Source organism: Corynebacterium sp. MC3, from assembly GCF_900099485.1.
GTDB classification, from domain to species: Bacteria; Actinomycetota; Actinomycetes; order Mycobacteriales; family Mycobacteriaceae; genus Corynebacterium; species Corynebacterium pseudogenitalium.
In genome coordinates, this window is sequence record NZ_LT622812.1 from 132713 (window position 1) to 157426 (window position 24714).

The window sequence follows — 24714 nt, forward strand, 5'->3', positions numbered from 1 at the left end:
GGGGGACCGACCGCGGCGGCGCCCGAGATCACGGCGCCCCACACGCCGAAGGCGGCCGCGCGGTACTTCCCGCGGAAGACCGCGTTTACCGTCGAAAGGGTTGACGGCATGATGAGGGCCGCGCCGACGGCTTGCACTGCACGGGCGGAAATGAGGGTCGAGGCGGACGTCGAAAAGCCGGCGAGGACGCTGCCCGCGACGAACACCCCGAGGCCCGCGAGGAAGGCGCGCTTGCGGCCCCACGAATCCGCAATCTTGCCCGTGGACAGCAACAACGCGGCGAGCAACACCGCGTACAGGCTGTTCACCCACTGTGCCTGGGTGAGGTCCAGGCCGAGGTCAGTAATTATCGACGGCAACGCCACGCCAACGATCGTGCCGTCGAGAACGATGACTCCGAGTCCCACCGAGAGGACGGCGAGGCTGATCCAGTCGCGACGCGTTGGCGTGGTGACCTCTACTTCGCTCATCACTAGCGCCTTACTGATTCTGGCTCAACAGGCTTGAGCGCGCGACCAAGCGCCGCCATGAACAAGCCCAACGCAACCGTGATCGCGATGTGGCCCAAGCCCGCGATACCCGCGATCATCGCCGTGGACTCCTTGCCCTGCACCGTGAGAATGCCGTGCCAGACCATCATGCCCGAGGTCATGAGCACGCCGACGTTGTACACCCAGAAGAACCACGTGAACAGCTTGCCGCTACGCGAAACCCGGAACAGCTTCTCCAACACCAAGAAAATCAGAGACATGACGAACCCGAGCACCAGCAAGTGCGTGTGCGTCACCCCAAGCTGTGTGAACTGGCCCTCCGGGAAATCATTCGCGCGGGTGAACTCGCGGTAGAACAACCCCGCGCCCAATCCAAGCACCAAGTACAACACTGCTGCCCTGTACAACTTCTGCACCTTGCACACTCCTTCTGCAACCGCCGACACCGGCGGGAAATCATTGACACCATCAATGGTGCTGGAGCGGACGCAGAAAGTAATCGCGCAGCAGGTTGAACATTGCGTCAACCGAACGGTTGAGCGGGGTTAGCGCTTGAGCCCATCCACGAACTGCGCGATCATAGGCTCGCCCAGCAGGTACGCGGCGTAGAGGACCAGCCCTGCGATGCCGATCACGATCGACAGCGTCAGCCCAAGGACCATGTCCTCCTGCTGACGGCTCAGGGGTTCCCCGGCCTTGATCTTCGAGGACAACACCTCGAACTCGGTGGCTACTCGCTTCATCCAGGGCTGGCCGGGTGGGCGCATTCTGGTGACGGGTGCGAGGAGACCGGGGGCGTCGTCGTGAATCCCGCACGACTCGGGCTGCGTGCGCGTGTAGGAGGGAACTTCCGTGCTGGCACGGCAGGACTTCGCGGTTACGGAGGTGAGTTTCCACTCGTACCAGGGCTTACCCTGCGGAGTTTCGGTAGTGCTGGTCTGCGAGATCACGCCAACGAATGAGAGGGGGTTGCCGGAGTCATCGACGAGCCAGGCGGGCCCGCCGGAGTCGCCCTGAATGAGGGTGTCATCGGATTCGACCTTAATTACGCCGTCGCCGGCGCCCTGGATATGCCCGCAGACGACCTTGCGTTGCTTCACCGAGTTGGCGCACACCTTCATGTCAGACTCCAGGGTGCCGTAATCCACGACGGCATCGCCTGAAAACACGTTCTGGCCTGCGATGACATCCTCGTAGAGCCTAACGGCCATGACGTCGTCGTTTTTGAAGCGGGCGTCGATAAGCCCGGCGCGAGTGCTGTAGCCCACCGCTTGACTGTTCTTATACAGGACCTCTCCTGGGCTCTGGGTGAAGCAGTGGCGCGCGACGTACACCGTTTTCGACGCCGCATCGACGTAGCCAACCTGGCACTTCGTGATACCGACCTCAACAATGTCGCCTTGGTTCACCACGACGCCGGCGGTGTAGCGCACGGAGCTGAGGTCCGCAGCAGCGTTGGGAGCGGCGGCGCCCGCTAGCGCCAGCGTTACTGCTAGCGCTGCAGCTCCGAGTTTAGTTGCGCGTCGCACCTGCGCTCCTTTTGGGTGAAAAACAACATAGTTAAAGACATCTTAGTCTAGTCCACCGCCACGTTTCCCATGTTTCACGTGAAACACACCGGGGTTAACCCATAGACCCGGGCGCACCACAGCTGTACTATGGGGTCAATCTTTAGGATGACGAAAGGGAAATCATGCAGGGACAGCCAACAACCGAGGAAATCTTCGCAGCTCACGAGGGCGGCAAGCTCTCCATCCAATCACGGATGGAGGTGAACACCATGCGGGATCTCGCCATCTGCTACACGCCGGGGGTAGCGGAAGTGTGCGAGGCGATCGCGCAGGACCCCGCCCAGGCGCGCCGCTACACGGGCGCGGGGAACACCGTCGCAGTTATCTCCGACGGCACCGCGGTCCTCGGCCTCGGCGACATCGGCCCCCAGGCATCCCTGCCCGTCATGGAAGGAAAAGCCCAGCTCTTCCAACAATTTGCCGGGCTGAACTCCTTCCCGATCGTCCTGGACACCCACGACGTCGACGAAATCGTCGACACCGTCGCCCGCATCGCGCCATCCTTCGCCGCCATCAACCTCGAAGACATCGCCGCACCACGCTGCTTCGAAATCGAACGCCGCCTCGACGAGCGCCTCAACATCCCCGTCATGCACGACGACCAGCACGGCACCGCCGTCGTCATCTATGCGGCACTGCGCAACGCCGCACGCGTCCTCGACCGCACCCTCACCGACCTGCGCGTTGTCATCTCTGGCGCTGGGGCCGCGGGCATCGCGTGCGTCGACATGCTTCTCCACGCCGGCATCCGCGACATCATCGTCCTCGACTCCCAAGGCCCCATCCACGCCGACCGCGCGGGCCTCACCCCCATCAAACAGTCCCTCGCCGCGCGCACCAACCCCCGCAACATCCACACCACCGTCGACGACGCCCTCCGCGACGCCGACACCTTCATCGGCCTCTCGCGCGGCCACATCACCGAAGAGCAAGTCCTCCTCATGTCTGAGGCACCGATCCTGTTTTCGCTGGCCAACCCCACCCCGGAAATCGATCCGGAAGTCGCGCGCAGGCACGGAGGGGTCGTCGCAACGGGGCGCTCGGACATGCCCAACCAGATCAACAACGTCCTCGCGTTCCCCGGCATCTTCCGCGGCGCCATCGACGCCGGCGCCACCCGCATCACCCGCCCCATGCTGCTCGCCGCCTCCGAAGCCATCGCCTCACTTATCGACGCCCCCACCGCCCACAACATCGTCCCCCAAGCACTCGACCCCCTCGTGGCACCGGCCGTCGCGAAGGCGGTGGCAGACGCCGTGTAACAGAACAGGCCAATCAAGCAGTCCCTCCTGCAGGAACTGAACAAGAACGCCAACCTGGTGACCGATGCCGGCGTCTACGCCAAGGACCAAGCCGTCTTCGATCCGAACGCCAACCTGGTCACCTTCCCCCTCGACGTCGCCGACACCCGCCTCGACGCCAACGGCAACGGCGTCCTCCACTTCGACGGCGAACTGAAACTGCACGGCCCCGTCGCCCCCAAGGTCGACATCGACGACATCAAAATCACCATCACCGGCACCAACGCCACCATCACCGGCGACATCGAATCCGGAACGGTCATCGAACGTGAACACAACGACGTAGTCCTGGGCACCTTCCAGCTCGACAACGCCATCGACCCATCGCAGCCCAACTTTGCCGCCAAGGCCCGCCCTGTCACCTACGGCGTCGGCATCACGCCACTCGACCTCAAAACCGGCGAGACTCCATCCGACGCCAAGGCCGACCTGAACCTGACCTTCGGCAAGGCCGACCTGAGCTCCCGCCTCGACATCGACACCGAGGACAAACTCAAGGCCGCAGGCATCGCCCTCGGCGTACTGGCCGCCCTCGGTGCCATCGTGGCCGTCGTGGCAGGGCCACTCAAGGACCTACTGCCGTTCGACCTGCCTGTGAAGCTGCCGTTCTAAAACAGCTTCTGACCTGCATACATAGCGAGTTTTTCCCGCGGGCTTTACAAGGGAGAAAATTTGGCTATAATAAATGTCGAGCCTCCTGCCCACGGATTCCCCCCGAGTCCGGTTGAGCACTCAACACCCCCCCATTTTCGAGTGCGAGAGCGCAGGGGGTTCACTCTTTTTCTTTTCGAGGTTCCCGCACCAAATTCCTGGATTTTGGGAAGCGACGTTGGCAAAAGCCCAGGTCGTTGAGACTGCGTGAGGGAATGTGGTGCGCGGGGAGGGGCGGGTTCGGGTATGGGGATGTCGGTGGGTACACTGCTGGCGTAATCGCAACCCCTAAGAAGGAGTCCTTTCCTATGCGTCACCACGCCGTAGCCGCAACGTTGTTGACCGCAACACTGCTGGTCACCGGGTGTACCGCCGAAAACTCAGCAGAAAACTCAGCCGAAAACACAGCCGAGGAGACGACCCAAACAACCCAGGAGGACACGACCCGCCTGCTCACAGACATCGACGGCACAGACGTGCGGGTGCCGAAGCAGGTGACCCGGTTGGCGGACACGTGGGACGTCAATAATCAGTTTGTGCTGATGCTTGGTGGCGGGGACACCCTGGTGGCCACCACTGAGGAAGCGAAGCGGCTGCCATGGCTGACGAAGATCTACCCGCACGTCACGGAACTGCCGACGCCGGCCTCCGGGACGCGCCTCAACGTCGAAGAGCTGAAGGAAATCAACCCAGAAATGCTCCTAACCTCCTCGAAGGAACAGGTCGAGGCGGCACGTGCGCAGGGGATCCCGGCGGCGAGGGTCGACTTTGATGACTTTGAGCAGCTGATGAAGTCCGTGCGCATTACGGCGAACGCGCTGGGCACCGAGGAGGCCGACCAGAAGGCGACCGAGTACGTGACCTACATGGAGCGCAACCTGAAGATGGTCGCGGACCGCCTGGGCGGCATGCCGGGGGAGAAGAAGCCGAAGGTGCTGCATATCGTTGGCGGGGAGGACGTCACGCAGGCGGACGGGCCGGACTCCCTGGTGGGGGAGTGGATTGCAGCGACGGGGGCTCGCAATGTGATCGAGGAGGTTGTGGACGTCACGACCGTCACCCCGCAAGACATTGTCGACGCCGCTCCGGACTTCATCATCGTGGGCGGTATGGAGGCGCAGCTGGGCGTCGATAAGCTGGTGAATGATCCTGCACTGGCGAACGTGCCTGCGGTGAAGCAGGGCAACGTGGTGAAGAACCCGGTGGGGACGTCGAACTGGGGCCGCTACTCGGCGGAGGAGGCGCTGCAGCTGCTGTGGGCCGCGAAGCTGTTCCACACTGAGAAGTTTGAGGACGTCGACCTGGTTGCTGAGACGCAGCAGTTCTACAAGACGTTCTACGACTACGAGCTGAGCACCGAGGACGCGCAGCGGATCCTGGACGGCGAGGGACCGGCGGCTTAAAAAATTCTAAGAAGGCAAAGAAAAACCCGGCACCTCGTGTTCTAGGTGCCGGGTCTCTGCTTCGAATTTCTCTACTTGGGACTATACGGAACCAGCTGCGAAAAGGGGAATACCCGTAAGAAAATCGGCCTAAACTTTAAAGACAGGGGACAACGAAGGTTTCTTAACTTTCTCTTAATTTCGCGCTGACCTTGGGGTATTCCAAATAGAAAAAAGTTTGAAAAACGGGGACACGTCACGCAGTTCAGCCCCGTACGGGGGGAGGATGTAACGGGGGTAGCGGGAGTGTGACTCGCGACATAGCGAGTATGGGCTTGTGATTCTAGATGGTAGGTTAAGGGAGTACCTTATCCCCACTACGGAACGTTCGGCACGTACCTGCCGATGGAGGACCACATGGCATCAGTAACTTACGACAACGCAACGCGCATCTACCCGGGTGCGACCACGCCGAGTGTCGACAAGCTCAACCTTGAAATCGCGGACGGGGAGTTCCTCGTCCTCGTTGGCCCGTCCGGCTCCGGTAAGTCGACCGCGCTGCGCATGCTCGCCGGTCTCGAGGACACCAACGAAGGCCACATCCGCATCGGCGACCGCGACGTCACCCACGTCAGCCCGAAGGACCGCGACATCGCGATGGTCTTCCAGAACTACGCCCTGTACCCGCACATGACCGTGCGCGAGAACATGGGCTTCGCGCTGAAGATCGCCGGCATGGACAAGGCCGAGATCGACAAGCGAGTGGAAGAGGCCGCGAAGACCCTCGACCTGACCCAGTACCTCGACCGCAAGCCGAAGGCACTGTCCGGTGGTCAGCGCCAGCGCGTGGCCATGGGCCGCGCCATCGTGCGCAAGCCACAGGTCTTCCTTATGGACGAGCCACTGTCCAACCTGGACGCGAAACTGCGTGTGCAGACCCGTACCCAGATCGCGAACCTGCAGCGCCGCATGGGCGTAACCACGCTGTACGTCACCCACGACCAGACGGAAGCCCTCACCATGGGCGACCGCATCGCCGTCCTGAACTTCGGCGTCCTGCAGCAGGTAGGCACCCCGCGTGAGCTCTACGATCACCCGAACAACGTCTTCGTCGCAGGCTTCATCGGCTCCCCGGCCATGAACCTGTCTACCTTCGACGTCGACCTGACCGAGAAGGTGGCCAAGCTCGGCCGCGCCTCCATCCCACTTTCCGACGAGCACATCTCCCACCTCACCGTGGAAGACGACGGCCAGGTCATCCTCGGCTTCCGCCCAGAGTCCCTGCAGGTCGTCGACGAGACCGCGAAGCACTCCATCCCGGTCGAGATCGACTTCGTGGAGGAGCTCGGCTCCGACTCCTACCTGTACGGCCACCTCGCAGGCGGCGGCTGGAAGGAAGAGGGCCTCGAGGAGGAAACCTCCGGCCAGATCGTGGTGCGCACCGCGCCGCTGTCCGGCGTGATGAAGGGCGACGTCGTCCACGTCCAGATCGTTGACGGTGGACTCCACGTATTTAGCAAGGCAACTGGCCAGCGGATCTAAGGACATACATTGCGCGAGAAACTCAGCGTTGTCTCGCCCGTCTACGCACCGACGTTGCTGAAAATGCCGTGGGCGCAGCCACTCGAGGACTGGTCCTCCGACCTCCTCGCGGCGCTGCCCCGCGGCATTTCGCGACACACGGTGCGCCTCATCGAAGCTGACGGGCTAGTTTTCGCAGTCAAGGAAATCGGCGGGGAAGTCGCCTACCACGAGTACAACATGCTCCGGAGGCTTCAAGAGCTCGACGCCCCCTGCGTCGTCCCCGTGGCCGTCATCACGCACCGCGTCGACGAAAACGGCGAGGAACTCACCCCCTGCCTGGTCACAGAGCACCTGCGGTTCTCACTCCCGTACCGCGACGTGTTCTCCCGCGACATCACCGTCGACACCATCAACAAGCTAGTGCGCGCCCTGGCGGTGCTGCTGGTGCGCCTGCACCTGCTCCACTTCTACTGGGGCGACGTCTCCCTGTCCAACACCCTGTTCCGGCGCGACGCCGACCAGTTCTCCGCCTACCTCGTCGACGCCGAAACCGGCGAATTCCACGACCCCATCTCCGACGGACGACGCCTCTACGACGTCGACGTCGCCCGCGTCAACATCATCGGCGAGATGATGGACCTGCAGGCAGGCGGCTACCTCAGCGAGGACGTCGACGTCATCACCCTTGGCAACGATATCGCCTCCACCTACAACGAACTGTGGGACCTGATGACAGGGGAGCTCATCGTCGAAGATGACGCGTTCGGGGCGATCGCTGGGCGCGTCGCAAAGATTAATGAGCTGGGATTCGACGTCGGCGAAGTCGAGATCGAACACGACGGGGACGACACCTACCGGGTCATCATCGAGCCGGCCGTGTTCTCCACAGGCTTCTACCAGAAAAAGCTGCTGCGGCTCACCGGGCTGGAGGTGCAAGACCGGCAAGCGCAACGCCTCCTCGGCGAGATGGAGGTGTACCGCGCCGTGCGCTACGGCGGCAAGCTCCCCCTCGAATCGGTGGCGCACCGGTGGATGGTGAAGAACTACGAACCCATCGTTGAACTCATCCCACCCGAGCTGCGCGAGAAGCTCGAACCCGCACAAATTTTCCACGAAATCCTGGATCACCGCTGGTTCATGAGCCAAAACGACCAGCGCTACGTCACCTTGGCCGAGGCGGCGCAGTCCTATTTCGATCATGTGCTGCCGGGGCATCCGGACGAAGCAATCGTCTATAAATTACCCCCGGAGATGTGACGCGGGCCATAATGTTTGCCGTGCTCCATAAATGGTCACTATGCTGAGGTAGTACCTTATAACGCGCCGTGAACCGCATCGGGTAACGCTGGCAAGGAGCACGGCTACACATGAAGGATGGCCCATGAAGAAATTCACGCGAGCTTTTGCCTCAACCGCTGTCGCAGCACTGGCAGCATCCGCCCTCGTCGCCTGTGGCGGCGGTGGCGACACCGAAGGTCCGAACGTCTACTTCCTCAACTTCAAGCCTGAGCAGGACGCGACCTACCAAGCAATCGCCGAAGAGTACACCGCAGAAACTGGCGTCCCAGTCAAGGTCGTCACCGCGGCATCCGGCAACTACGAGCAGACCCTGCGCACCGAGGTCGGCAAGTCCGACGCTCCGACCCTCTTCCAGATGAACGGCCCAACCGGCTTCAAGACCTGGAAGGACTACACCGCAGACCTGTCCGACTTCTCCCTCGCACAGGACCTCAACGAGGACGTCACCCCGCTCACCGCGGAAGACGGCACCGTGCGCGGCATCCCGTTCGCGGTTGAAGGCTTCGGCATCATCTACAACGAGGAAATCACCGACAAGTACTTCGCACTGCCAAACCCGGCAGTCGCCTCCATGGACGAAGTCAAGAACTTCGAATCCCTGAAGAAGCTCGCCGAAGACATGCAGTCGAAGAAGGACGAGCTCGGCATCGACGGCACCTTCGCCTCCACCTCACTCACCAGCGGTGAGGACTGGCGCTGGCAGACCCACCTGGCCAACGGCCCAATGCACTACGAGTTCGAAGACCTCGGCACCACCGACGCAGAGGACGTCACCTTCAAGTACAACAAGGAGTTCAAGAACCTCTTTGACCTGTACCTGAACAACTCCACCATCGCGCCGACCCTGGCACCGTCCAAGGCAGTCTCCGACTCCATGGCAGAGTTCGCACTCGGCCAGGCAGCCTTCGTCCAGAACGGTAACTGGGCATGGTCGCAGATCGCCGACGTCAACGGCAACGTCGTGAAGGAAGACAAGATCAAGTTCCTCCCGATGTACATGGGCCTCCCAGATGAGGAGAAGACCGGCATCAACGTCGGCACCGAGAACTACCTCGCCATCAACGCCAAGGCTCCAGAAGAGGACCAGCAGGCCACCAAGGACTTCCTGAACTGGCTGTTCACCTCCGAGGCAGGCAAGAAGCACGTCATCGAGGACCTCGGCTTCATCGCGCCGTTCAAGAACTACACGGAGACCGACGTCCCGGCAGACCCACTGGCACGCCAGGTGCAGGAGGCAATCTCCAACACCGAGCTGACCACCCTGCCATGGGACTTCCAGTTCTTCCCATCCCAGCAGTTCAAGGATGACTTCGGCGGCAACCTCGCCCAGTACGCATCCGGCAACATGGAGTGGGCAGACGTCGTCGCTAAGTTCAGCGAGGACTGGAAGGCCGAAAAGGGCTCCAACTAAGCACTGAACATGTTGTAAACCAGAGCGCGGGGTGTGCGAACAGCGCACTCCGCGCTTTTTATTCCCCAGATAGGCACCACAAATGCAGCAATCACTGAAGAAATATTTCCCAATCTTCGTACTGCCGACGCTGCTTGCGTTCTTGATCGCCTTCCTTGCCCCATTCGTCATTGGTTTCCTGCTGTCATTCACCAGCTTCCACACCATCACCGACGCAACCTGGGTAGGAGTCGACAACTACGTCCAAGCGTTCCAAGCGCGAGAAGGCTTCGTCCGAGCGTTCGGATTCACCGCCCTCGTCTCCATCGTTTCCATCATCACCGTCAACGTCTTCGCGTTCGCAATCGCTTGGACACTGACACGGAAACTCAAAGGCACCAACTTCTTCCGCACCGTATTCTTCATGCCGAACCTCATCGGCGGCATCGTCCTCGGCTACACATGGCAATCCATGATCAACGCCGTGCTCGCCCAATACGGCACCACGATCGTCTCCGACTGGAAGTACGGCTACCTCGGCCTGGTCATCCTCATTAACTGGCAGCTCGTCGGCTACATGATGATCATCTACATCGCCGGCCTGCAGAACGTGCCACCAGAGCTCATCGAAGCAGCAGAACTCGACGGCGTCTCCAAGTGGGAAATGCTCCGCCACGTGACCATCCCAATGATCATGCCGTCCATCACCATCTGCCTCTTCCTGACCCTGTCCAACACCTTCAAACTCTTCGACCAGAACCTCGCGCTCACCAACGGTGCACCAGGCGGCGCAACCGAAATGGTCGCTCTGAACATCGTCAACACGATGTTCCTGCGCAACAACGTCGAGGGCGTCGGCCAAGCAAAGGCCGTCATCTTCGTCGTAGTGGTCGTCGTCATCGCAATGTTCCAGCTGCGCGCAACACGCAGCAAGGAAGTGGAGGCATAACCCATGGCAACCAAAACAAAGGCACCCGTCACCGCCTCCGAGGCGAGCGTCAGCGGCCCAGCCAAAGTACTCATCTACGCGGTGCTGGTATTCCTCACCGTGGTCTTCCTCGGACCAATCGTGTTCATCTTCCTGAACTCCTTCAAGCAGAAGTTCGCGATCTCCAACAACCCATTCGCCATTCCACTCGGCGACATGTGGGCCGGATTCGAAAACTACATCACCGGCATCCAAGGCGAAGGCTTCGCGTGGGCCATCGTGTGGTCATTTACCATCACGATCCTCTCCGTCGCCTCCATCGTCTTCTTCTCCTCGATGACGGCCTACTACATCACCCGCGTGAAAACGTGGTGGACGTCCACGCTGTACTACCTGTTCGTGTTCTCCATGGTCATCCCGTTCCAGATGGTGATGTTCCCAACCGTCACCATCGCCGACCGCCTCGGCCTGGCCAACCCGCTCGGCATGGTGGTGCTCTACACCGGCTTCGGTGCAGGCCTATCCGTCTTCATGTTCGCCGGCTTCGTCAAGTCAATCCCGCTCGAGATTGAAGAAGCAGCAACCATCGACGGCTGCAGCCCACTGCAAACGTTCTTCCGCGTCGTCCTCCCGATGCTCAAGCCAACCGCAGTGACCGTCGCCATCCTCAACGCAATGTGGGTCTGGAACGACTACCTGCTGCCATACCTCGTCATCGGCCTGTCCACCCCATACCGCACCATCCCAGTGGTCATCCAGCAGTTCGTTGGATCCCAGGGCAACCGCGACATGGGCGCAATGATGGCAATGCTCGTGCTCGCCATCGTCCCGATCATCATCTTCTACATGTCTTCCCAGAAGCACATCGTGGAAGGTGTCGCAGCTGGCGCCGTGAAGGGATAACATTCTGGCGTGAGCCTTTTCAATCCCGATTCCCGATTTATGTCCGCCTTCACCTTGATGGCGGACATTGTCATTGTCAACATGCTTTTCGTGCTGTCCAGCCTGCCCATCGTGACAGGCGGCATGGCGATCCGCGCCGCGAACGTCGTCACCGGCTACATGGTCGAAGGGCGCGGCTCCCGCTACGGGCTGCACTACCTCCGCGAGTTCCGCTACGGCGGCGGCAAATTCGGCGGCGCCTCCACGCAGTGGTGGGGGATCCTCGTCGCCATCGCCCTCGGAGTCATCTACCAACAGTGGGTCATCTTCCAAGCAGGTATCGACGGCCACCTCCTCAACCTCACGCAAGGACTCACCCTGTCCGGCATCCTCATCATCGCCGGCATCAGCGTGTGGTTCTTCGCCCTCCAGGCGCAGCTGGACCTCCAGGCGACCTCAGAAGGGCAGCAAAAAGCGCCCCTGGGCGAAACCCTGGGGCGCTCCGTGATCCTCACGTTCCAGCAACTGCCACGCACCCTCGGCGCACTCCTGTGCATCGGGGCGGCGGCATCCCTGCCGCTGTGGACCTCAGTTGCCGTGTGGATCCCCGCCTATTTCTTCGCGGTGCCGGCGCTCACACTGTTTCTTGTGCAGCTGCTCGTCGCGGCACCACTCGGGCGGGGGCTCGCAAACGACTAAGCGTCCTGCGCCTGGATCTCCTTGGCGCGTTCCATATCCTGCGTGACGATCTTGCCCTTCGCGAAACGGTTCACAATCATCGCGATCGCGCCGTCACCGGTCACGTTCGCCGCGGTACCGAAGGAGTCAACCACAATGTAAGCGGCGATCATCAGGGAGATCATCGACTCGTCGAAGCCCAGGTTCGCCTGCAGCAGGCCAACCGCGGCCATGATCGCGCCACCAGGCACGCCCGGCGCAGCAATCATCATGATGCCGAGCAGCAGCACGAAGCCGACGACCGCGCCACCGGTGATCGGCAGCTGCGCCATGAACACAATCGCCAGGGCGTAGAGCGTAATCTTCATCATCGAACCAGACAGGTGAATCGTCGCGCACAGCGGCACGATGAAGCCCGCCACGTTCTCGTCCACCTTGTTCTTCAGGGTGGACTGGTAGGTGACCGGAATCGTCGCCGCGGAGGACGACGTACCCAGCGCCGTGAAGTACGCCGGCAGCATGTTCTTCAGCGCCGTGAACGGGTTCTGACCCGCCACAGCACCAGCGATCAGGTACTGGCCCAGCACGATCACGATCGTCATGCCGACCGAGAGCAGCAACACCACGCCGAACGCGGCCATCGTCGAACCGAAGTTCTCGTTCATAGCCAGGTTCAGGAACGTACCGAAAATGAACAACGGCAGCAGCGGAATGACGAAGCTCTGAACCACCTTCATGATCACGTCACGCAGCTCGTTGAGCACCTCGTGCATCGTGCGGGACTTCACCGTGGTCATCGCGATACCAATCACGAACGCGAGCAGCAGCGCCGACATCACCTCAAACGGTGCAGGCATCTCCACCTCGAAGAACGGCGACAGGCCGCCCTCGGAGGGGTCGTCGATATCTGTACGCAGCTGCGTACCAGCCAGCAACGTTGGGTAGAGTGCTGAAGCCACACCCCAGGCAATCAGGCCGGAAATGATCGTGGATCCGTAGGCGACCCCGGCCGTGATACCCAACCACTTACCCGCGCCCTTGCCCAGGCCCGCAATCGCGGGGGCGATCAGGGAGAAGATGAGGATTGGGACGAAGAATCCCAGGAAGTTCGAGAACAGGCCATTGAACGTCACGAAGACGCGCGCGAGCCAGTCAGGAAAGAAAAAACTGCACAGAAAGCCGGCGACGATCGCCACGACAATCCAGAAGAGCAGCGAGCTCAACACTTTCGATTTCATTGTTGCACCTTTAATACGAGGCGATGGACAGATCCACAGGCGAAAAACCTGTGATGGTTATGCTATACGGTATGTTGCTTGCACAGAGCCCTAATGGGCCATTTTCTGACACAAGTTCCATAAATACTATCATTGGGATACTCCTTATAGTATTCACTGTGGCACTTCTCATACCAGGCGTCCTCGCGACCGCCGGGAAGCTGCCCGGCAACGGCGTGATCGGGCTGCGTGTCCCGGAAGTTCGCAAGCACGAGTCCACATGGCGCCAAGCACACCGCGTCACCGGCCCCTTCTGGGTGCTCGCCGCAGTCGCCTTCGCCATCGGCGCCGCCTTTGCATTTATTGCATACGGGTGGATGTGGATTCTCGTCGCCGTGGCGGTCGTCGCCGGGTTCGTGAGCATCTCCGTCGGCGGCAACTTCGGGGCCCGCGCCGCCGCGCTTGTCGACGCCGCCCTGGACGCCTCAGACTCAGACTCCTCAGACGAGCCCGCCGTGGACCTCGGCGCGCTACGCAAGGCCGCCGGGAAGGCGGACGAACAGCAGTAGCCGTTTTATATTCACGCTGTACGCAGGGAGTTTGGTGGTTCCGCGTACAGCGTTCGCTCTCTCCGCTACCTTTACACCTATGACTTTCACGACTCAGAAGAACTGGTGGTGGCTCCCGAACACGGCGAGCCGCCTCTTCTAGTACGTTCTAGAGTCCCAACAACGGCCCGCCGGCTTGTAACCACAAGCACCGCGGGCCGTTTGCTTTGGCTCACACGCCCTCGGTGTACCAACACACGAAGGACGACCATGAGCACACACACCACCCGCCGCGTGAAGTACCACGCGGACGCCGCCAGCCTCTTCGCGCATCTCGGCGGCACCACGACCCGGGACACCGTCCTGCTGGAATCCGCCGACATCACCACCCGCTCCGGTATCCAATCAGTCGCGGTGCTGCGGGCCGCGGTGCGCGTCACCTGCTCGGGCAGCCACGTACACGTCGAGCCATTGACCCCCTTCGGGCGCACGGTGGCTGCTCAACTGCGGGAGCAGCTGGGGGAGTACCACGTCGGCGAGAACGTCTACGCGTTTCCGCCTGTTGCCGCTGCTGTTGTTGCGGACGAGCGCGAGCGCCTCACCGCCACCTCTACCGTCGAAGTGTTGCGTGCGCTCCGCCGCTTCGGGTTCCTCGCCGGTGGCTTCGCCTACGACTACCTCGAAACCTTCGAGGAGCTCCCGGCCGTCGCCGACGGCGCCAACACCTACCCCGACTACCAGTTCGTCCTCGCCGAAGTCCTCCTGCGCATCGACCACCAGGCACAGACCGCGACGCTCAGCGGAATTGGGATTGACGCGCTCGCCGAGCGTATCGACGCCGCTTCGCCACCGCCATTACGTTCCTCGGCGGGGCCCGGCGGCACCCTGGTTGCTCGCGCCGACATCCCCGACGCGCAGTTCTGCGCCGACGTGGAGCGACTCAAGGAACACATCTCCAACGGGGACATCTACCAAGTCGTGCCCGCCCGCAGCTTCGTCACCGACTGCCCGGACGCGTTCGCCGCGTACCTCCAACTGCGCGCAACTAATCCTTCGCCGTACATGTTTTACCAAAGGGGCGTCGATAAGCATGGTGAGTCTTTCGAGCTCTTCGGCGCCTCGCCCGAGTCCAACCTGAAGTACAGCAACGCCGACCGCGAGGTGCAGCTGTACCCGATAGCGGGGACGCGGCCGCGCGGGCTCGCCGAGGACGGGACCGTCGACCACGAGCTGGACACGCGGATGGAGCTGCAGCTGCGCACCGACGCCAAAGAAGTCGCCGAGCACACGATGCTCGTGGACCTCGCGCGCAACGACGTCGCCCGCGTTGCGGAGCCCGGCACGCGGAGGGTCGCGGAGTTGCTGCAGGTAGACCGCTACTCGCGTGTCATGCACCTCGTGTCCCGGGTCACCGCGCGGCTGGCTGAGGACCTCGACGCGCTCGACGCGTACCGGGCGTGCATGAACATGGGCACGCTCACCGGGGCGCCGAAGCTGCGCGCGACCTCGCTGATCCGCTCGCTCGAGGGCGCGCGGCGCGGGTCCTACGGCGGGGCCGTCGGTTACCTGGACAGCAACGGCGACTTTGACACCTGCATCGTGATCCGTTCTGCGTACGTCACCGGCGGGAAGGCGATCGTGCAGGCGGGCGCCGGAGTCGTGCACGACTCCAACCCGCAGTCCGAAGCCGAGGAGACGCTGCACAAGGCGTACGCGGTACTCAACGCGATCGCGCTGGCCGCCGGCGCAGAACTGGAGGTAATCAAATGATTGTGCTGCTGGATAACCAGGACTCGTTCGTTTACAACTTGGTGGACGCGCTTGCTGAGTATGAGTCAGTAGTGTTCCGTAACACCGTTGATGAGGACTCAATACTGGCGCTGGATCCTTCACTGATCGTGCTTTCACCAGGCCCTGGGTACCCGGCCGATGCCGGCTGCATGCCCGAGCTGATCCGCCGAGCGCAGGGCAGCGTGCCGATGCTCGGCATCTGCCTCGGCTACCAGGCCCTCGTAGAACACTTCGGCGGCACCGTCCAGCCCTGTGGGCCCGTCCACGGCGTCTCGGACACCATGAGACTAACGTCGGAGGGCCTTGCGTCCGGGCTCTTCCGCGGCATGACCAGCCAGCTCGGACACCCCGGGCGCGACGTGCCCGTGGCACGTTACCACTCGCTCGGGGCGGTGTCCCTCCCTACGGGAATGCACGCTTTGGCACGCACCGGGGACATCGTCATGGCCGCCGCAACCGACGACGGCATGTCCATCGGGCTGCAATTCCACCCCGAATCGATCCTCACACCCGCAGGCCCAACGATGCTGCGCCGGTGCGTCGACAAGCTGAAGAAAGGAAACTAACCATGGCAACCGAACGATCCCTCACCATCCTCAAGCGCTTCCTGGACAACCGGGAGCCGACCCTCGAGGAAGCGATCGAGGCATTCACCCCGCTCACCGTCGGCGACTACGACGACGTCCACATCGCAGCACTCCTTGCCACGATCCGCACCCGCGGCGAAACCTTCGCCGACATCGCCGGCGCGGCACGCGCGTTCCTCGCCGCAGGCCGACCGTTCCCGGTGACGGGGGAGGGGCTGATGGACACCGCCGGCACCGGCGGCGACGGCGCAAACACCATCAACATCACCACCGCGGCATCGTTGGTGGCGGCCGCGGGCGGGGTGCCGATGGTGAAATGCGGCAACCGGTCCGTGTCCTCCAAGTCCGGTTCCGCCGACGTCCTCGAGGCCCTGAACATCCCACTCGACCTCGACCCCTCGCGCGCGGTGCGACAGTTCGAATCCTCCAACTTCACGTTCCTCTTCGCGCCGGCGTACAACCCGGCCATCGCGCACGTGCAGCCGGTGCGCAAGGCGCTCGGCGTGTCCACGCTGTTTAACACGATGGGACCGCTGCTCTCGCCGGCGCGGCCGGAATACCAGATCATGGGCATCGCCAACCCGGCGCAGGGACGCGTCATCGCTGAGACGATGCGCGAGCTCGGGCGCGGGCGCGCGCTCGTCGTCCACGGCGCGGGCACCGACGAGCTGGCGGTGCACGGCGAGTCGCAGGTCTGGGAGCTGGGCCGCGACGGTTCCATCACTGAGTACGTGCTTACGCCGGAGGAGCTCGGCCTTCAGCGCTGCTCGCTCGAGGACCTGCGCGGCGGCGACGGCGTGGAGAATGCCGCCGCCATCCGCGCGACGTTCGCGGGGGAGGGGCCGGAGGCGCACCGCTCGGCCGTCGCTGCTGGTGCGGGTGCCATGTTCTACCTGAACGGCACAGCGCCGACCATCGCCGACGGCGTCACCCACGCCCTCAACCTGCTTGCCGACGGCACCGTGCAAGCATGGTTGCAACGACACGAGGAGGCTGATTACAGTGCCTAAGCAATTACCCACCGTGCTCGAGGAGATCGTGGCAAGCCGACGCGATGACTTGGCAGCGATCCGCGAGCGTCTTGCCCACGTGGATGTCGCAGCGCTGCCGCGCTCGGAGCGCTCGCTCTACGACAACCTGAAGCGCGAGGGCACCAGCTTCATCATGGAATGCAAGTCCTCCTCGCCGTCCCTCGGCCTGATCCGCGCCGACTACAAGCCCGGCCAAATCGCCTCGGTGTACTCGCGCTACGCCGCCGGCATCTCCGTGCTGTGCGAGCCCACACGCTTCGGCGGCGACTACGACCACCTGGCCACGGTCGCCTCAAGCACGCACCTGCCCGTGCTCTGCAAGGACTTCATCATCGACGAAGTCCAGGTCTACGCCGCGCGCTACTTCGGCGCCGACGCTATCCTGCTCATGCTCTCGATTCTTGACGACGCCAGCTACGCCTACCTCTCCGGCCGCGCCGAGTCCCTCGGGATGGACGTGCTCACCGAAGTGATTAGCGAGGAGGAGGCCGTGCGGGCTGGTCGACTCGGCGCGCGGATCTTCGGCGTGAACCACCGGAACCTCCACGACCTGTCGATTGACCTAACGCGCTCCGCCCGGTTGGCGCGACTCGCTCCTGCCGAAGCGGCGGTGGTGTCGGAGTCCGGCATCCAGTCCGTGGAGACTGTGCGTCAGCTCGGCGGGCACTCGGACGGGTTCCTGGTCTGGTCGCAGCTGACCGGCCAGCCGGACATCGACCTGGCCGCCCGGAAACTGGTGTACGGGCCAAACAAGGTGTGCGGGCTGACGTCGTGGAGCGCCGCGCAGGCCGCCAAGGCGGCGGGCGCCGTGTACGGCGGGCTCATCTTCGAGGAGTCGAGTCCGCGCAATGTTTCACGTGAAACATCGGCGGACATCATCGCACACGAGCCGGGGCTGCGGTACGTCGCGGTTTCCCGCCGCACGTCCGGGTACGGCGAACTGATCCAGCCCGGCATCCACGCCGTGCAGGTGCACGCGCCGTATCAGGGATCGCTCGAGGCCGAGCGCTCGCTGGTGGACCGGGTGCGGGCGGAGATAGGGGAGGGCGTCGAGCTCTGGAGGGCGGTCTCCATGACTACAGGGGCTGGCGTGGAGGTTGCGCTGGGGATCCGAGGGGGCGTCGACAAGCTGGTGCTCGACGCGCGCGACGGCGGCTCCGGCGAGACCTTCCGCTGGGCCGACATCCCGGACGAGGTGCGCGGCGACTCGCTCCTCGCCGGCGGGCTGCACCCCGACAACCTTGCGGACGCGCTCGCCGTCGGCTGCTCCGGCGTAGACCTCAACTCGGGCGTCGAATACCCTGCTCAGGCCGGGCGTAAGGACGCGGGCGCGCTGCGGCGGGCCTTCGAGATCATCGGCAACTACCACTACCCAAGGACAGAAAATGACTGATTACACCCACGGTGGCAGCACCATCCTGCCCGCATACTACGGCGAATTCGGCGGGCAATTCGTCCCCGAATCCCTCCTGCCGGCGCTTGACCAACTCGAGCGAGCGTTTGTCGACGCCCTCGCCGACGAAACCTTCATGGCCGAATACCGCGCGCTGCTGCGCGACTACCTCGGCAGACCGACCCCGCTTACCGAATGCCGCAACCTGCCCCTCAACGGCGCGAACGCGCGCATCTTCCTCAAGCGCGAGGACCTCGTGCACGGCGGCGCACACAAGACGAACCAGGTCATCGGGCAGGCGCTGCTAGCGAAGAAGATGGGGAAGACGCGGATCATTGCCGAAACCGGCGCCGGCCAGCACGGCACCGCCACCGCGCTCGCCTGCGCTTTACTGGGTTTGGATTGCGTCATCTACATGGGCAAGACCGACATGGCGCGGCAGAAGCCAAACGTTTACCGCATGCGGCTGATGGGTGCTGAGGTAGTGGGCGTCGACTCAGGCGCCGGCACCCTGAAAGACGCCGTCAACGAAGCACTACGCGACTGGACCGCCACCTTCCACGAGTCCCACTACCTGCTCGGCACCGCGGCGGGGCCGCACCCATTCCCCAAGATCGTCAAGGAGTTCCACCGCGTGATCTCCGCCGAGGCGAAAGCACAGATGCTTGAGCGTACCGGTGAACTGCCGGACGTCGTCTGCGCCTGCGTCGGTGGCGGATCCAACGCTATCGGGATGTTCGCCGAGTTTATCGACGAGGAGGGCGTCGAACTCGTCGGCGTCGAACCCGGGGGAGAGGGCGTGGGCGTCGGCAAGCATGGCGCTGCCATTGCTGCCGGGACCGTCGGCATCCTGCACGGGACGCGCTCCTACCTGATGCGCGACAGCGACGGCCAGGTCGCTGAGTCTTACTCAATATCCGCCGGCCTGGACTACCCTGCGGTCGGACCCGAGCACGCACACCTTGCCAAGACGGGACGCGCGCAGTACGTTCCCGTCACCGACGAATCCGCCCTGCGTGCGTTCCAGTTGCTGTCACGGCACGAGGGCATCATCCCGGCGCTCGAGTCCTCGCATGCGTTGGCGTACGCGCTGCAACGCGCGGCGTCCCACCCAGCTGACGCGGAACCGCTCACAATCCTCGTTTCCCTTTCCGGCCGCGGCGACAAAGATGTCGCTCACGTCCGTAGAACACTCGCCGAACACCCGGAATGGGTTGAAAATGTACGAAAGGAGACCAACTAACATGTCCGCCCCTACAACGTCACGTTACGAAAGACTGTTCGCCTCCCTACAGGAAAAGGGAGAGGGAGCATTCGTCCCATTCATCATGCTTTCCGACCCAACCCCCGACGACGCCCTCCAAATCATCGACGCCGCCGTCACCGCCGGAGCCGACGCCCTCGAACTCGGCGTCCCGTTCTCCGACCCCGTCGCCGACGGCCCCGCCATCCAGGCGGCACACGTGCGGGCACTCGATGGCGGAGCGACCGTCGATAAGGCACTGGCACAAGTTCGGACGATCCGCGAGCGATACCCCGACCTGCCGATCGGCATGCTGATCTACGCCAACGTCGCCTACGTGCGTGGTCTTTCCTCGTTCTACGAGGCGTTCCGAGAGGCCGGCGCGGACAGCGTGCTACTCCCGGACGTCCCTGTGCGCGAATCGGTGCCGTTCAGCGAAGCTGCTCTTGCCGCGGGTGTCGACCCGATCTACATCGCCCCTGCCAAAGCCAGCCCGCAGACTTTGGAGGGCGTCGCCGCCCAGTCCCGCGGGTACATCTACGCCATCTCCCGCGACGGCGTGACCGGCGCCGACAAGGAAGCCTCCGTCGACGGCCTTCGCGAGGTAGTGGACAACGTGCAAGCATACGGCGGCGCCCCGGTGCTGCTCGGGTTCGGGATCTCCACACCGCAGCACGTCGCGGACGCAATCGCAGCCGGGGCAGTAGGCGCAATCACCGGCTCCGCGATCGCGAACATCGTGGCCAAATACACCGAACACTCGCACCCGAACCCCGCGCGCATTACGGACATCGACGCGCTGACCGCCGAGCTGTCCTCCTACGTCACGGCAATGAAACAGGCTACTATCAGGGCATGACTTGTTCACGACGCATGTTCCTCCTCGGCACCGCCACCACCTTCGCCGGCGCGTTCCTCGCCGCCTGCGGATCTGAACCAACCGCCGAGGTAGCCAAAACCCAAGTACCGGTCGGCAGCGCCGTCATCCTCGACGGCTTCATTATCGCCCAACCGACCGCCGGTGAGTATGTCGCATACTCCCAAACCTGCCCGCATCAGGGCCAGAAGATCACCAAGGTCGATGGGGACACTGTTCGCTGCACCGGCCACGGCTCCGTCTTCAGCATTATCGACGGCTCCGCAGTCTCCGGCCCAACACAGAATCCACTGACCCCAGCGCAGCTGACAGAAGAGGGCGAGACGCTGAACGCGTCGATGTAAAACTGCTGCTTTCTCGGCCTGCCTGGTGTGGCCTGCGTGGCTATCATGTGTGCATGCCAGGTTTTCTTCGCCGTATTGACCCCTTGCTCCTCGGCATCATCCTCGCCGCGGTGCTCGCGTTCATCGCGCCCGCCCGAGGCTCGTTTGCCGAGGGCTTTTCCATTGCTGTCAAACTTGCAATCGGTCTGCTGTTTTTCCTCTATGGTGCGCGTCTTTCCACCCGCGAGGCGCTGCAAGGTTTGACGAATTGGCGCCTGCATTCGATCATCCTCGCCTTTACGTTCATCGCGTATCCTTTGATCGGCCTGGCCATGCGCCCCACCACCGCGTTCATTTCCAACTCGGTGTACCAGGGGATTCTCTATCTTTGCCTGGTGCCGTCGACTGTACAGTCGTCGGTGGCGCTGACGGGGATCGCGCGTGGCAATGTGCCGGGAGCGGTGGTGGCGGCGAGCCTGTCGTCGATAGTTGGTGTGGTGGCGACGCCGGCCCTCGTGATGGTCCTGATGGGTGCCGACAGTGGCATTCATATTGATGCATCTGTGTTCCGGAATATTGCATTACAGTTGCTCCTTCCTTTCGTGCTGGGTCAGGTCGCTCGGGCAGTGGTGCCTGGTGTTGCTGGCTTCGCTGCGCGGAAAGCTACCAAGCTTGTTGACCGCGGGTCCATTTGGATGGTCGTGTACTCGGCATTCTCAGCCGGTGTTGTTTCTGGCGTGTGGTCGAATGTTTCTGCGCTCGAGTTGGTCTTCCTTTCTGCGTTCGCTCTGGTTCTGGTTTGCGTCATGCTGTGGGTGACGCGGGTTGTCCCGGAGGCCTTGAGGTTCTCGAGGGCGGACACGGTAGCCATCCAGATGTGCGGGACGCAGAAGTCTTTGGCGGCGGGGCTGCCGATGGCGTCGGTTATCTTTGGCGGCGGTCAACTCGGTGTGCTGATTGTGCCGTTGATGGTCTACCATCTGATTCAGTTGATGACGTGCTCCGCGTACGTCTCGCGCCTTGCCCAAACCACAGCTTCGAAGGAATAGTTTCACGTGAAACATTACGTCCGGATTCATTACAGCGCTCCAGATCTTGGGGGAGAGCTTCTCAATATTGCCGAACTTGAGGAGCTGAACCCTCGCGAATGTACGATGGTTCGGATGATCGAGCTGGACCCGAGCGAGACCATTACTGGCATTTATACCGACGGCAAAGTGATTGGTCAGGCGAATGAGCCGATGTCTATCGTTCCGCACCCAGACCTGTACGCACAGTTCGAGGGCATTTCTGCGACAGCCATTGCGGTAGAGGAGTTCGAGGCGCTGTGGGCTGAGGCTTGTAGTCTGCTGGGGCATGCTTAAACCTTGGGTGTGTCCCAATCCCACGTCGGTGCGGCTTCATCCGCAAACGAATCCACACCCCACCCATCCAACTCAATCTCGGCAGCATCATCGCGATACCCCACCCGACCAGGCTCACACACCCACTGCTCACCACTAGCAAACCGGAAATACAACGTCGGACCCGGCTTGACCACGCGAATAAACCCATCCGTGACCAACGAATGACACCTCGAGCACAACGGCACCAAATTCTCCACATCCGTTGCACCTCCTTCGGCCCAATCCCGAATATGATGCATCTGCAAAAACCTGGTATGCCCACACCCCGGCACCGCGCACTTATGCCCCCACATCCCTAACAACACCTGCACCTGCTTCGGGCTTGCAAGCCTGCGTTTGCGCCCAAACTTGATCACCTGCCCCTGGGCGTCATAGAGCACACCCATCAAATCTGCATGATCTACCAAGTTGGCAAGCCGTGCGGCAGGCGCCGCCATGTGATTCGGCAAAAATGCTCGCCCATCTGATGTCATATGCACCATCACCTGTGCCGCCGGCGCCATCGTTGCATGCTTAGCGGCCCCGGTGCGCACCATGTGCACCATCCCCATGAGTGATTGCAGCATTAATCGTGCCGGTGGCAGCCCGAAGGTCGAGCGCATCATCTGCGCATCCGCCTCATCCATCGCGTTGTCATCCGCATAGGCGTGTGCGCCTGCGCGCAGGGCTGCTTGAAAGGCCACACCGTCGGTCGCGTTCATGCAAAACCAGCCGCGTAGGTATTGGCCGTCTTCGCGGATGGTCAGCCCGCAGTGTGCACCAGCATCCTGGGGTTGCCTATTGGTGGGGGTTGCGCCTGCCAGGGCGTGTACGAGGCCTTGGTAGCCAGATTCGGCGGCTATTTCTACGAGTTCGTGTTGGTTTACCTCGGTGGCGTAGTCGAGCATGTAGCGCACGCTGGTGTAGTCGATGGTTCCTTGTCGTAGCGCGTCGAGGATGGTGGGAAAGGCGGTGAGTTTGCGTGCGACGGCGGCGTATTCGTAGGCGCGGGTGCGTTTCATTTTTAGCACTCTGGCAAGCCATGCCCCGGTTGAGGCACACCCGTAGGCTTCGGCGAGGTTGTGGGTGTCGAATTCGGCGATCGCGGTCAGTATTTCTGCGTGTGAGTATGCGAACAGGCGTGCGCTTTCTACGATGGTGTTGATGATGGTGTCGGCGTCGATGGTGGTGTGCATGGTTCCCCCCTGGTGTCTTGGTTGTTTTTTAGTATACGTGTTCGAATGGTGGTGTCAAGAGGTTTATTCAAATATTTGTTGATGGGTGTCCGCGCGGCGGACAGTACGCGGGGTGCTTTGCGACGCCACTTTCGAGCACGGGTGTGTGGGTGGGTGTCCGCGCGGCGGACACCTTGATGCAATCGTTTGGGTATTGAGCTGAACTCGCTCTGTCCGCGCCGCGGAATGCGTGCTTCGCCGATGCAATTCGCGAAGTGGTGTCCGCCCCGCGGAAAGTGAACAATACTGGGTTGCAACAACGGCGAGTTGTCCGCCCCGCGGAATATCGAAACACGCAATCACCTGTCCGCCCCGCGGACAATCGGAGCCGTTCGACGGCCCCATGGGAGTAGCAAGTTCTCAACCCACTCTGACCTATTGGTCCGAGCCCGCGCAGGGCAGGGGAGCGCTGTTCCCAAATCACCTCTCGGAATCATTTGATCTCCGAAGTAACGCACAGGACGTTCCGATCGATGTTAGTTGCAGACATGCCAAAACTTTGGCGAGTCCCTAACTTTAACCGATCCCACAAAGGAGCTACCCATGAAGCGTTTTACCTCCGTAGCAGCTGCTGCAACTCTGTCCCTGTCCCTGGTCGCTGGCCCTGCGTTCGCAGCGGAGGCTCAGCCTTCCGACAAGGATGCCAAGGTCGGCTCGTCGGTTGCCTTCGCGAAGTGCAAGGCGAAGGCTGAGGCCGCAGAGAAGGAAAAGGAGGCTGAGGCGAAGAAGAAGGCGGCTGATGCACAGACTGCTGGTGACATCGCTAAGAACAAGGCTGATCAGACTCGTCAGGAGATCCGCGAGGAGCTGACCTCTTCTTCTGACGAGCTGGATTGTGTCAAGGAGCTCATCAACGACAAGGATTACAAGGCAGGCATCCTCGGCCTCCTGATCGGCGTTCCGGCTGCTCTCGTCGCGCTTCTTGGTGTCGTTGCTGCTGTCTCCGGCGCTATTCCAGGCGTTCAGCTCCCGGCGCTGACGTTCTAA

Annotated in this window: 24 protein-coding genes and 1 pseudogene; 20 read left to right on the top strand and 5 right to left on the bottom strand. The window is 62.3% G+C overall.

Annotated features, from left to right (window positions below; genetic code table 11):
- Positions 1-2 precede the first annotated feature (2 nt).
- The 3 genes and pseudogenes from BQ4436_RS11525 to BQ4436_RS02600 form a co-directional block, all read right to left on the bottom strand.
- Positions 3-470: pseudogene (locus tag BQ4436_RS11525) on the bottom strand (MFS transporter); the annotation flags it as partial.
- Between the two features lie 2 nt (positions 471-472).
- Positions 473-907: a DUF2871 domain-containing protein gene (locus BQ4436_RS02595; RefSeq protein WP_070975428.1), complete on the bottom strand. Its 435-nt coding sequence runs from the start codon at positions 905-907 to the stop codon at positions 473-475.
- Positions 908-1036: 129 nt separating this feature from the next.
- On the bottom strand, positions 1037-2020 hold the full coding sequence (locus BQ4436_RS02600; protein WP_070975429.1) for a hypothetical protein: 984 nt from the start codon (positions 2018-2020) through the stop codon (positions 1037-1039).
- A 164-nt stretch (positions 2021-2184) separates the two neighbouring features.
- On the opposite strand from BQ4436_RS02600, the gene BQ4436_RS02605 reads away from it, so the two are divergent.
- The 9 genes from BQ4436_RS02605 to BQ4436_RS02645 all read left to right on the top strand — a co-directional run bounded on the left by BQ4436_RS02605 (position 2185) and on the right by BQ4436_RS02645 (position 12118).
- Positions 2185-3324 carry an NAD(P)-dependent malic enzyme gene (locus BQ4436_RS02605; protein ID WP_070975430.1) on the top strand — a complete coding sequence of 380 codons (1140 nt, stop codon included), beginning with the start codon at positions 2185-2187 and terminating at the stop codon, positions 3322-3324.
- Positions 3325-3381: 57 nt separating this feature from the next.
- A complete protein-coding gene (locus BQ4436_RS02610; protein WP_070975431.1) occupies positions 3382-3975 on the top strand; it encodes an HtaA domain-containing protein in 594 nt (197 codons plus the stop codon).
- Positions 3976-4322: 347 nt separating this feature from the next.
- Positions 4323-5417 carry an ABC transporter substrate-binding protein gene (locus tag BQ4436_RS02615; RefSeq protein ID WP_070975432.1) on the top strand — a complete coding sequence of 365 codons (1095 nt, stop codon included), beginning with the start codon at positions 4323-4325 and terminating at the stop codon, positions 5415-5417.
- A 396-nt stretch (positions 5418-5813) separates the two neighbouring features.
- Positions 5814-6938 (top strand): ABC transporter ATP-binding protein, encoded by a 1125-nt coding sequence (locus BQ4436_RS02620; RefSeq protein WP_070975516.1) that lies wholly within the window; start codon positions 5814-5816, stop codon positions 6936-6938.
- Between the two features lie 9 nt (positions 6939-6947).
- A complete protein-coding gene (locus BQ4436_RS02625; protein ID WP_070975433.1) occupies positions 6948-8177 on the top strand; it encodes a DUF4032 domain-containing protein in 1230 nt (409 codons plus the stop codon).
- A 124-nt stretch (positions 8178-8301) separates the two neighbouring features.
- Positions 8302-9630 carry an ABC transporter substrate-binding protein gene (locus tag BQ4436_RS02630; RefSeq protein WP_070975434.1) on the top strand — a complete coding sequence of 443 codons (1329 nt, stop codon included), beginning with the start codon at positions 8302-8304 and terminating at the stop codon, positions 9628-9630.
- An 82-nt stretch (positions 9631-9712) separates the two neighbouring features.
- Positions 9713-10558 (top strand): carbohydrate ABC transporter permease, encoded by an 846-nt coding sequence (locus tag BQ4436_RS02635; protein WP_070361626.1) that lies wholly within the window; start codon positions 9713-9715, stop codon positions 10556-10558.
- 3 nt (positions 10559-10561) lie between these two features.
- On the top strand, positions 10562-11440 hold the full coding sequence (locus BQ4436_RS02640; protein ID WP_070361625.1) for a carbohydrate ABC transporter permease: 879 nt from the start codon (positions 10562-10564) through the stop codon (positions 11438-11440).
- Positions 11441-11449: 9 nt separating this feature from the next.
- Positions 11450-12118, top strand: a complete 669-nt coding sequence (locus BQ4436_RS02645; RefSeq protein ID WP_070975435.1) for a MusI family membrane protein — start codon at positions 11450-11452, stop codon at positions 12116-12118.
- Here BQ4436_RS02645 and BQ4436_RS02650 read toward each other — a convergent pair.
- The gene (locus BQ4436_RS02650; RefSeq protein WP_070975436.1) at positions 12115-13335 is read right to left on the bottom strand and encodes a dicarboxylate/amino acid:cation symporter; all 1221 of its coding nucleotides are present in this window, start codon (positions 13333-13335) and stop codon (positions 12115-12117) included. The two genes, BQ4436_RS02645 and BQ4436_RS02650, sit on opposite strands and share 4 nt — an antisense overlap.
- Before the next feature lie 158 nt (positions 13336-13493).
- On the opposite strand from BQ4436_RS02650, the gene BQ4436_RS02655 reads away from it, so the two are divergent.
- The 10 genes from BQ4436_RS02655 (at position 13494) to BQ4436_RS02700 (ending at position 22471) form a co-directional block, all read left to right on the top strand.
- A complete protein-coding gene (locus tag BQ4436_RS02655; protein WP_240492762.1) occupies positions 13494-13883 on the top strand; it encodes an SdpI family protein in 390 nt (129 codons plus the stop codon).
- 249 nt (positions 13884-14132) lie between these two features.
- On the top strand, positions 14133-15632 hold the full coding sequence (locus tag BQ4436_RS02660; protein WP_070975437.1) for an anthranilate synthase component 1: 1500 nt from the start codon (positions 14133-14135) through the stop codon (positions 15630-15632).
- Positions 15629-16219: a glutamine amidotransferase-related protein gene (locus BQ4436_RS02665; protein WP_070975438.1), complete on the top strand. Its 591-nt coding sequence runs from the start codon at positions 15629-15631 to the stop codon at positions 16217-16219. Before BQ4436_RS02660 ends, BQ4436_RS02665 begins: the two co-directional genes overlap by 4 nt.
- A gap of 2 nt (positions 16220-16221) precedes the next feature.
- Positions 16222-17250: an anthranilate phosphoribosyltransferase gene (trpD, locus tag BQ4436_RS02670; protein ID WP_070975439.1), complete on the top strand. Its 1029-nt coding sequence runs from the start codon at positions 16222-16224 to the stop codon at positions 17248-17250.
- Entirely contained in the window at positions 17243-18664 is a 1422-nt protein-coding gene (trpCF, locus tag BQ4436_RS02675; protein WP_070975440.1) for a bifunctional indole-3-glycerol-phosphate synthase TrpC/phosphoribosylanthranilate isomerase TrpF, read from the top strand. The genes trpD and trpCF overlap by 8 nt, the downstream gene beginning before the upstream one ends.
- A complete protein-coding gene (gene trpB, locus BQ4436_RS02680) occupies positions 18657-19907 on the top strand; it encodes a tryptophan synthase subunit beta (RefSeq protein ID WP_070975441.1) in 1251 nt (416 codons plus the stop codon). Before trpCF ends, trpB begins: the two co-directional genes overlap by 8 nt.
- 1 nt (position 19908) lies before the next feature.
- Positions 19909-20766 carry a tryptophan synthase subunit alpha gene (gene trpA, locus BQ4436_RS02685; RefSeq protein ID WP_070975442.1) on the top strand — a complete coding sequence of 286 codons (858 nt, stop codon included), beginning with the start codon at positions 19909-19911 and terminating at the stop codon, positions 20764-20766.
- A 14-nt stretch (positions 20767-20780) separates the two neighbouring features.
- Positions 20781-21128, top strand: coding sequence for a Rieske (2Fe-2S) protein (locus BQ4436_RS02690; protein ID WP_070478614.1), 348 nt, complete (start codon positions 20781-20783; stop codon positions 21126-21128).
- 53 nt (positions 21129-21181) lie between these two features.
- The gene (locus tag BQ4436_RS02695) at positions 21182-22156 is read left to right on the top strand and encodes a bile acid:sodium symporter family protein (RefSeq protein WP_070975443.1); all 975 of its coding nucleotides are present in this window, start codon (positions 21182-21184) and stop codon (positions 22154-22156) included.
- Between the two features lie 6 nt (positions 22157-22162).
- On the top strand, positions 22163-22471 hold the full coding sequence (locus BQ4436_RS02700) for a hypothetical protein (protein ID WP_070975444.1): 309 nt from the start codon (positions 22163-22165) through the stop codon (positions 22469-22471).
- Here the strand turns inward: BQ4436_RS02700 and BQ4436_RS02705 are convergent.
- Positions 22468-23688 carry an HNH endonuclease signature motif containing protein gene (locus BQ4436_RS02705; protein ID WP_070975445.1) on the bottom strand — a complete coding sequence of 407 codons (1221 nt, stop codon included), beginning with the start codon at positions 23686-23688 and terminating at the stop codon, positions 22468-22470. The genes BQ4436_RS02700 and BQ4436_RS02705 overlap by 4 nt on opposite strands.
- 582 nt (positions 23689-24270) lie before the next feature.
- On the opposite strand from BQ4436_RS02705, the gene BQ4436_RS02710 reads away from it, so the two are divergent.
- Positions 24271-24714, top strand: a complete 444-nt coding sequence (locus BQ4436_RS02710; protein ID WP_070975446.1) for a hypothetical protein — start codon at positions 24271-24273, stop codon at positions 24712-24714.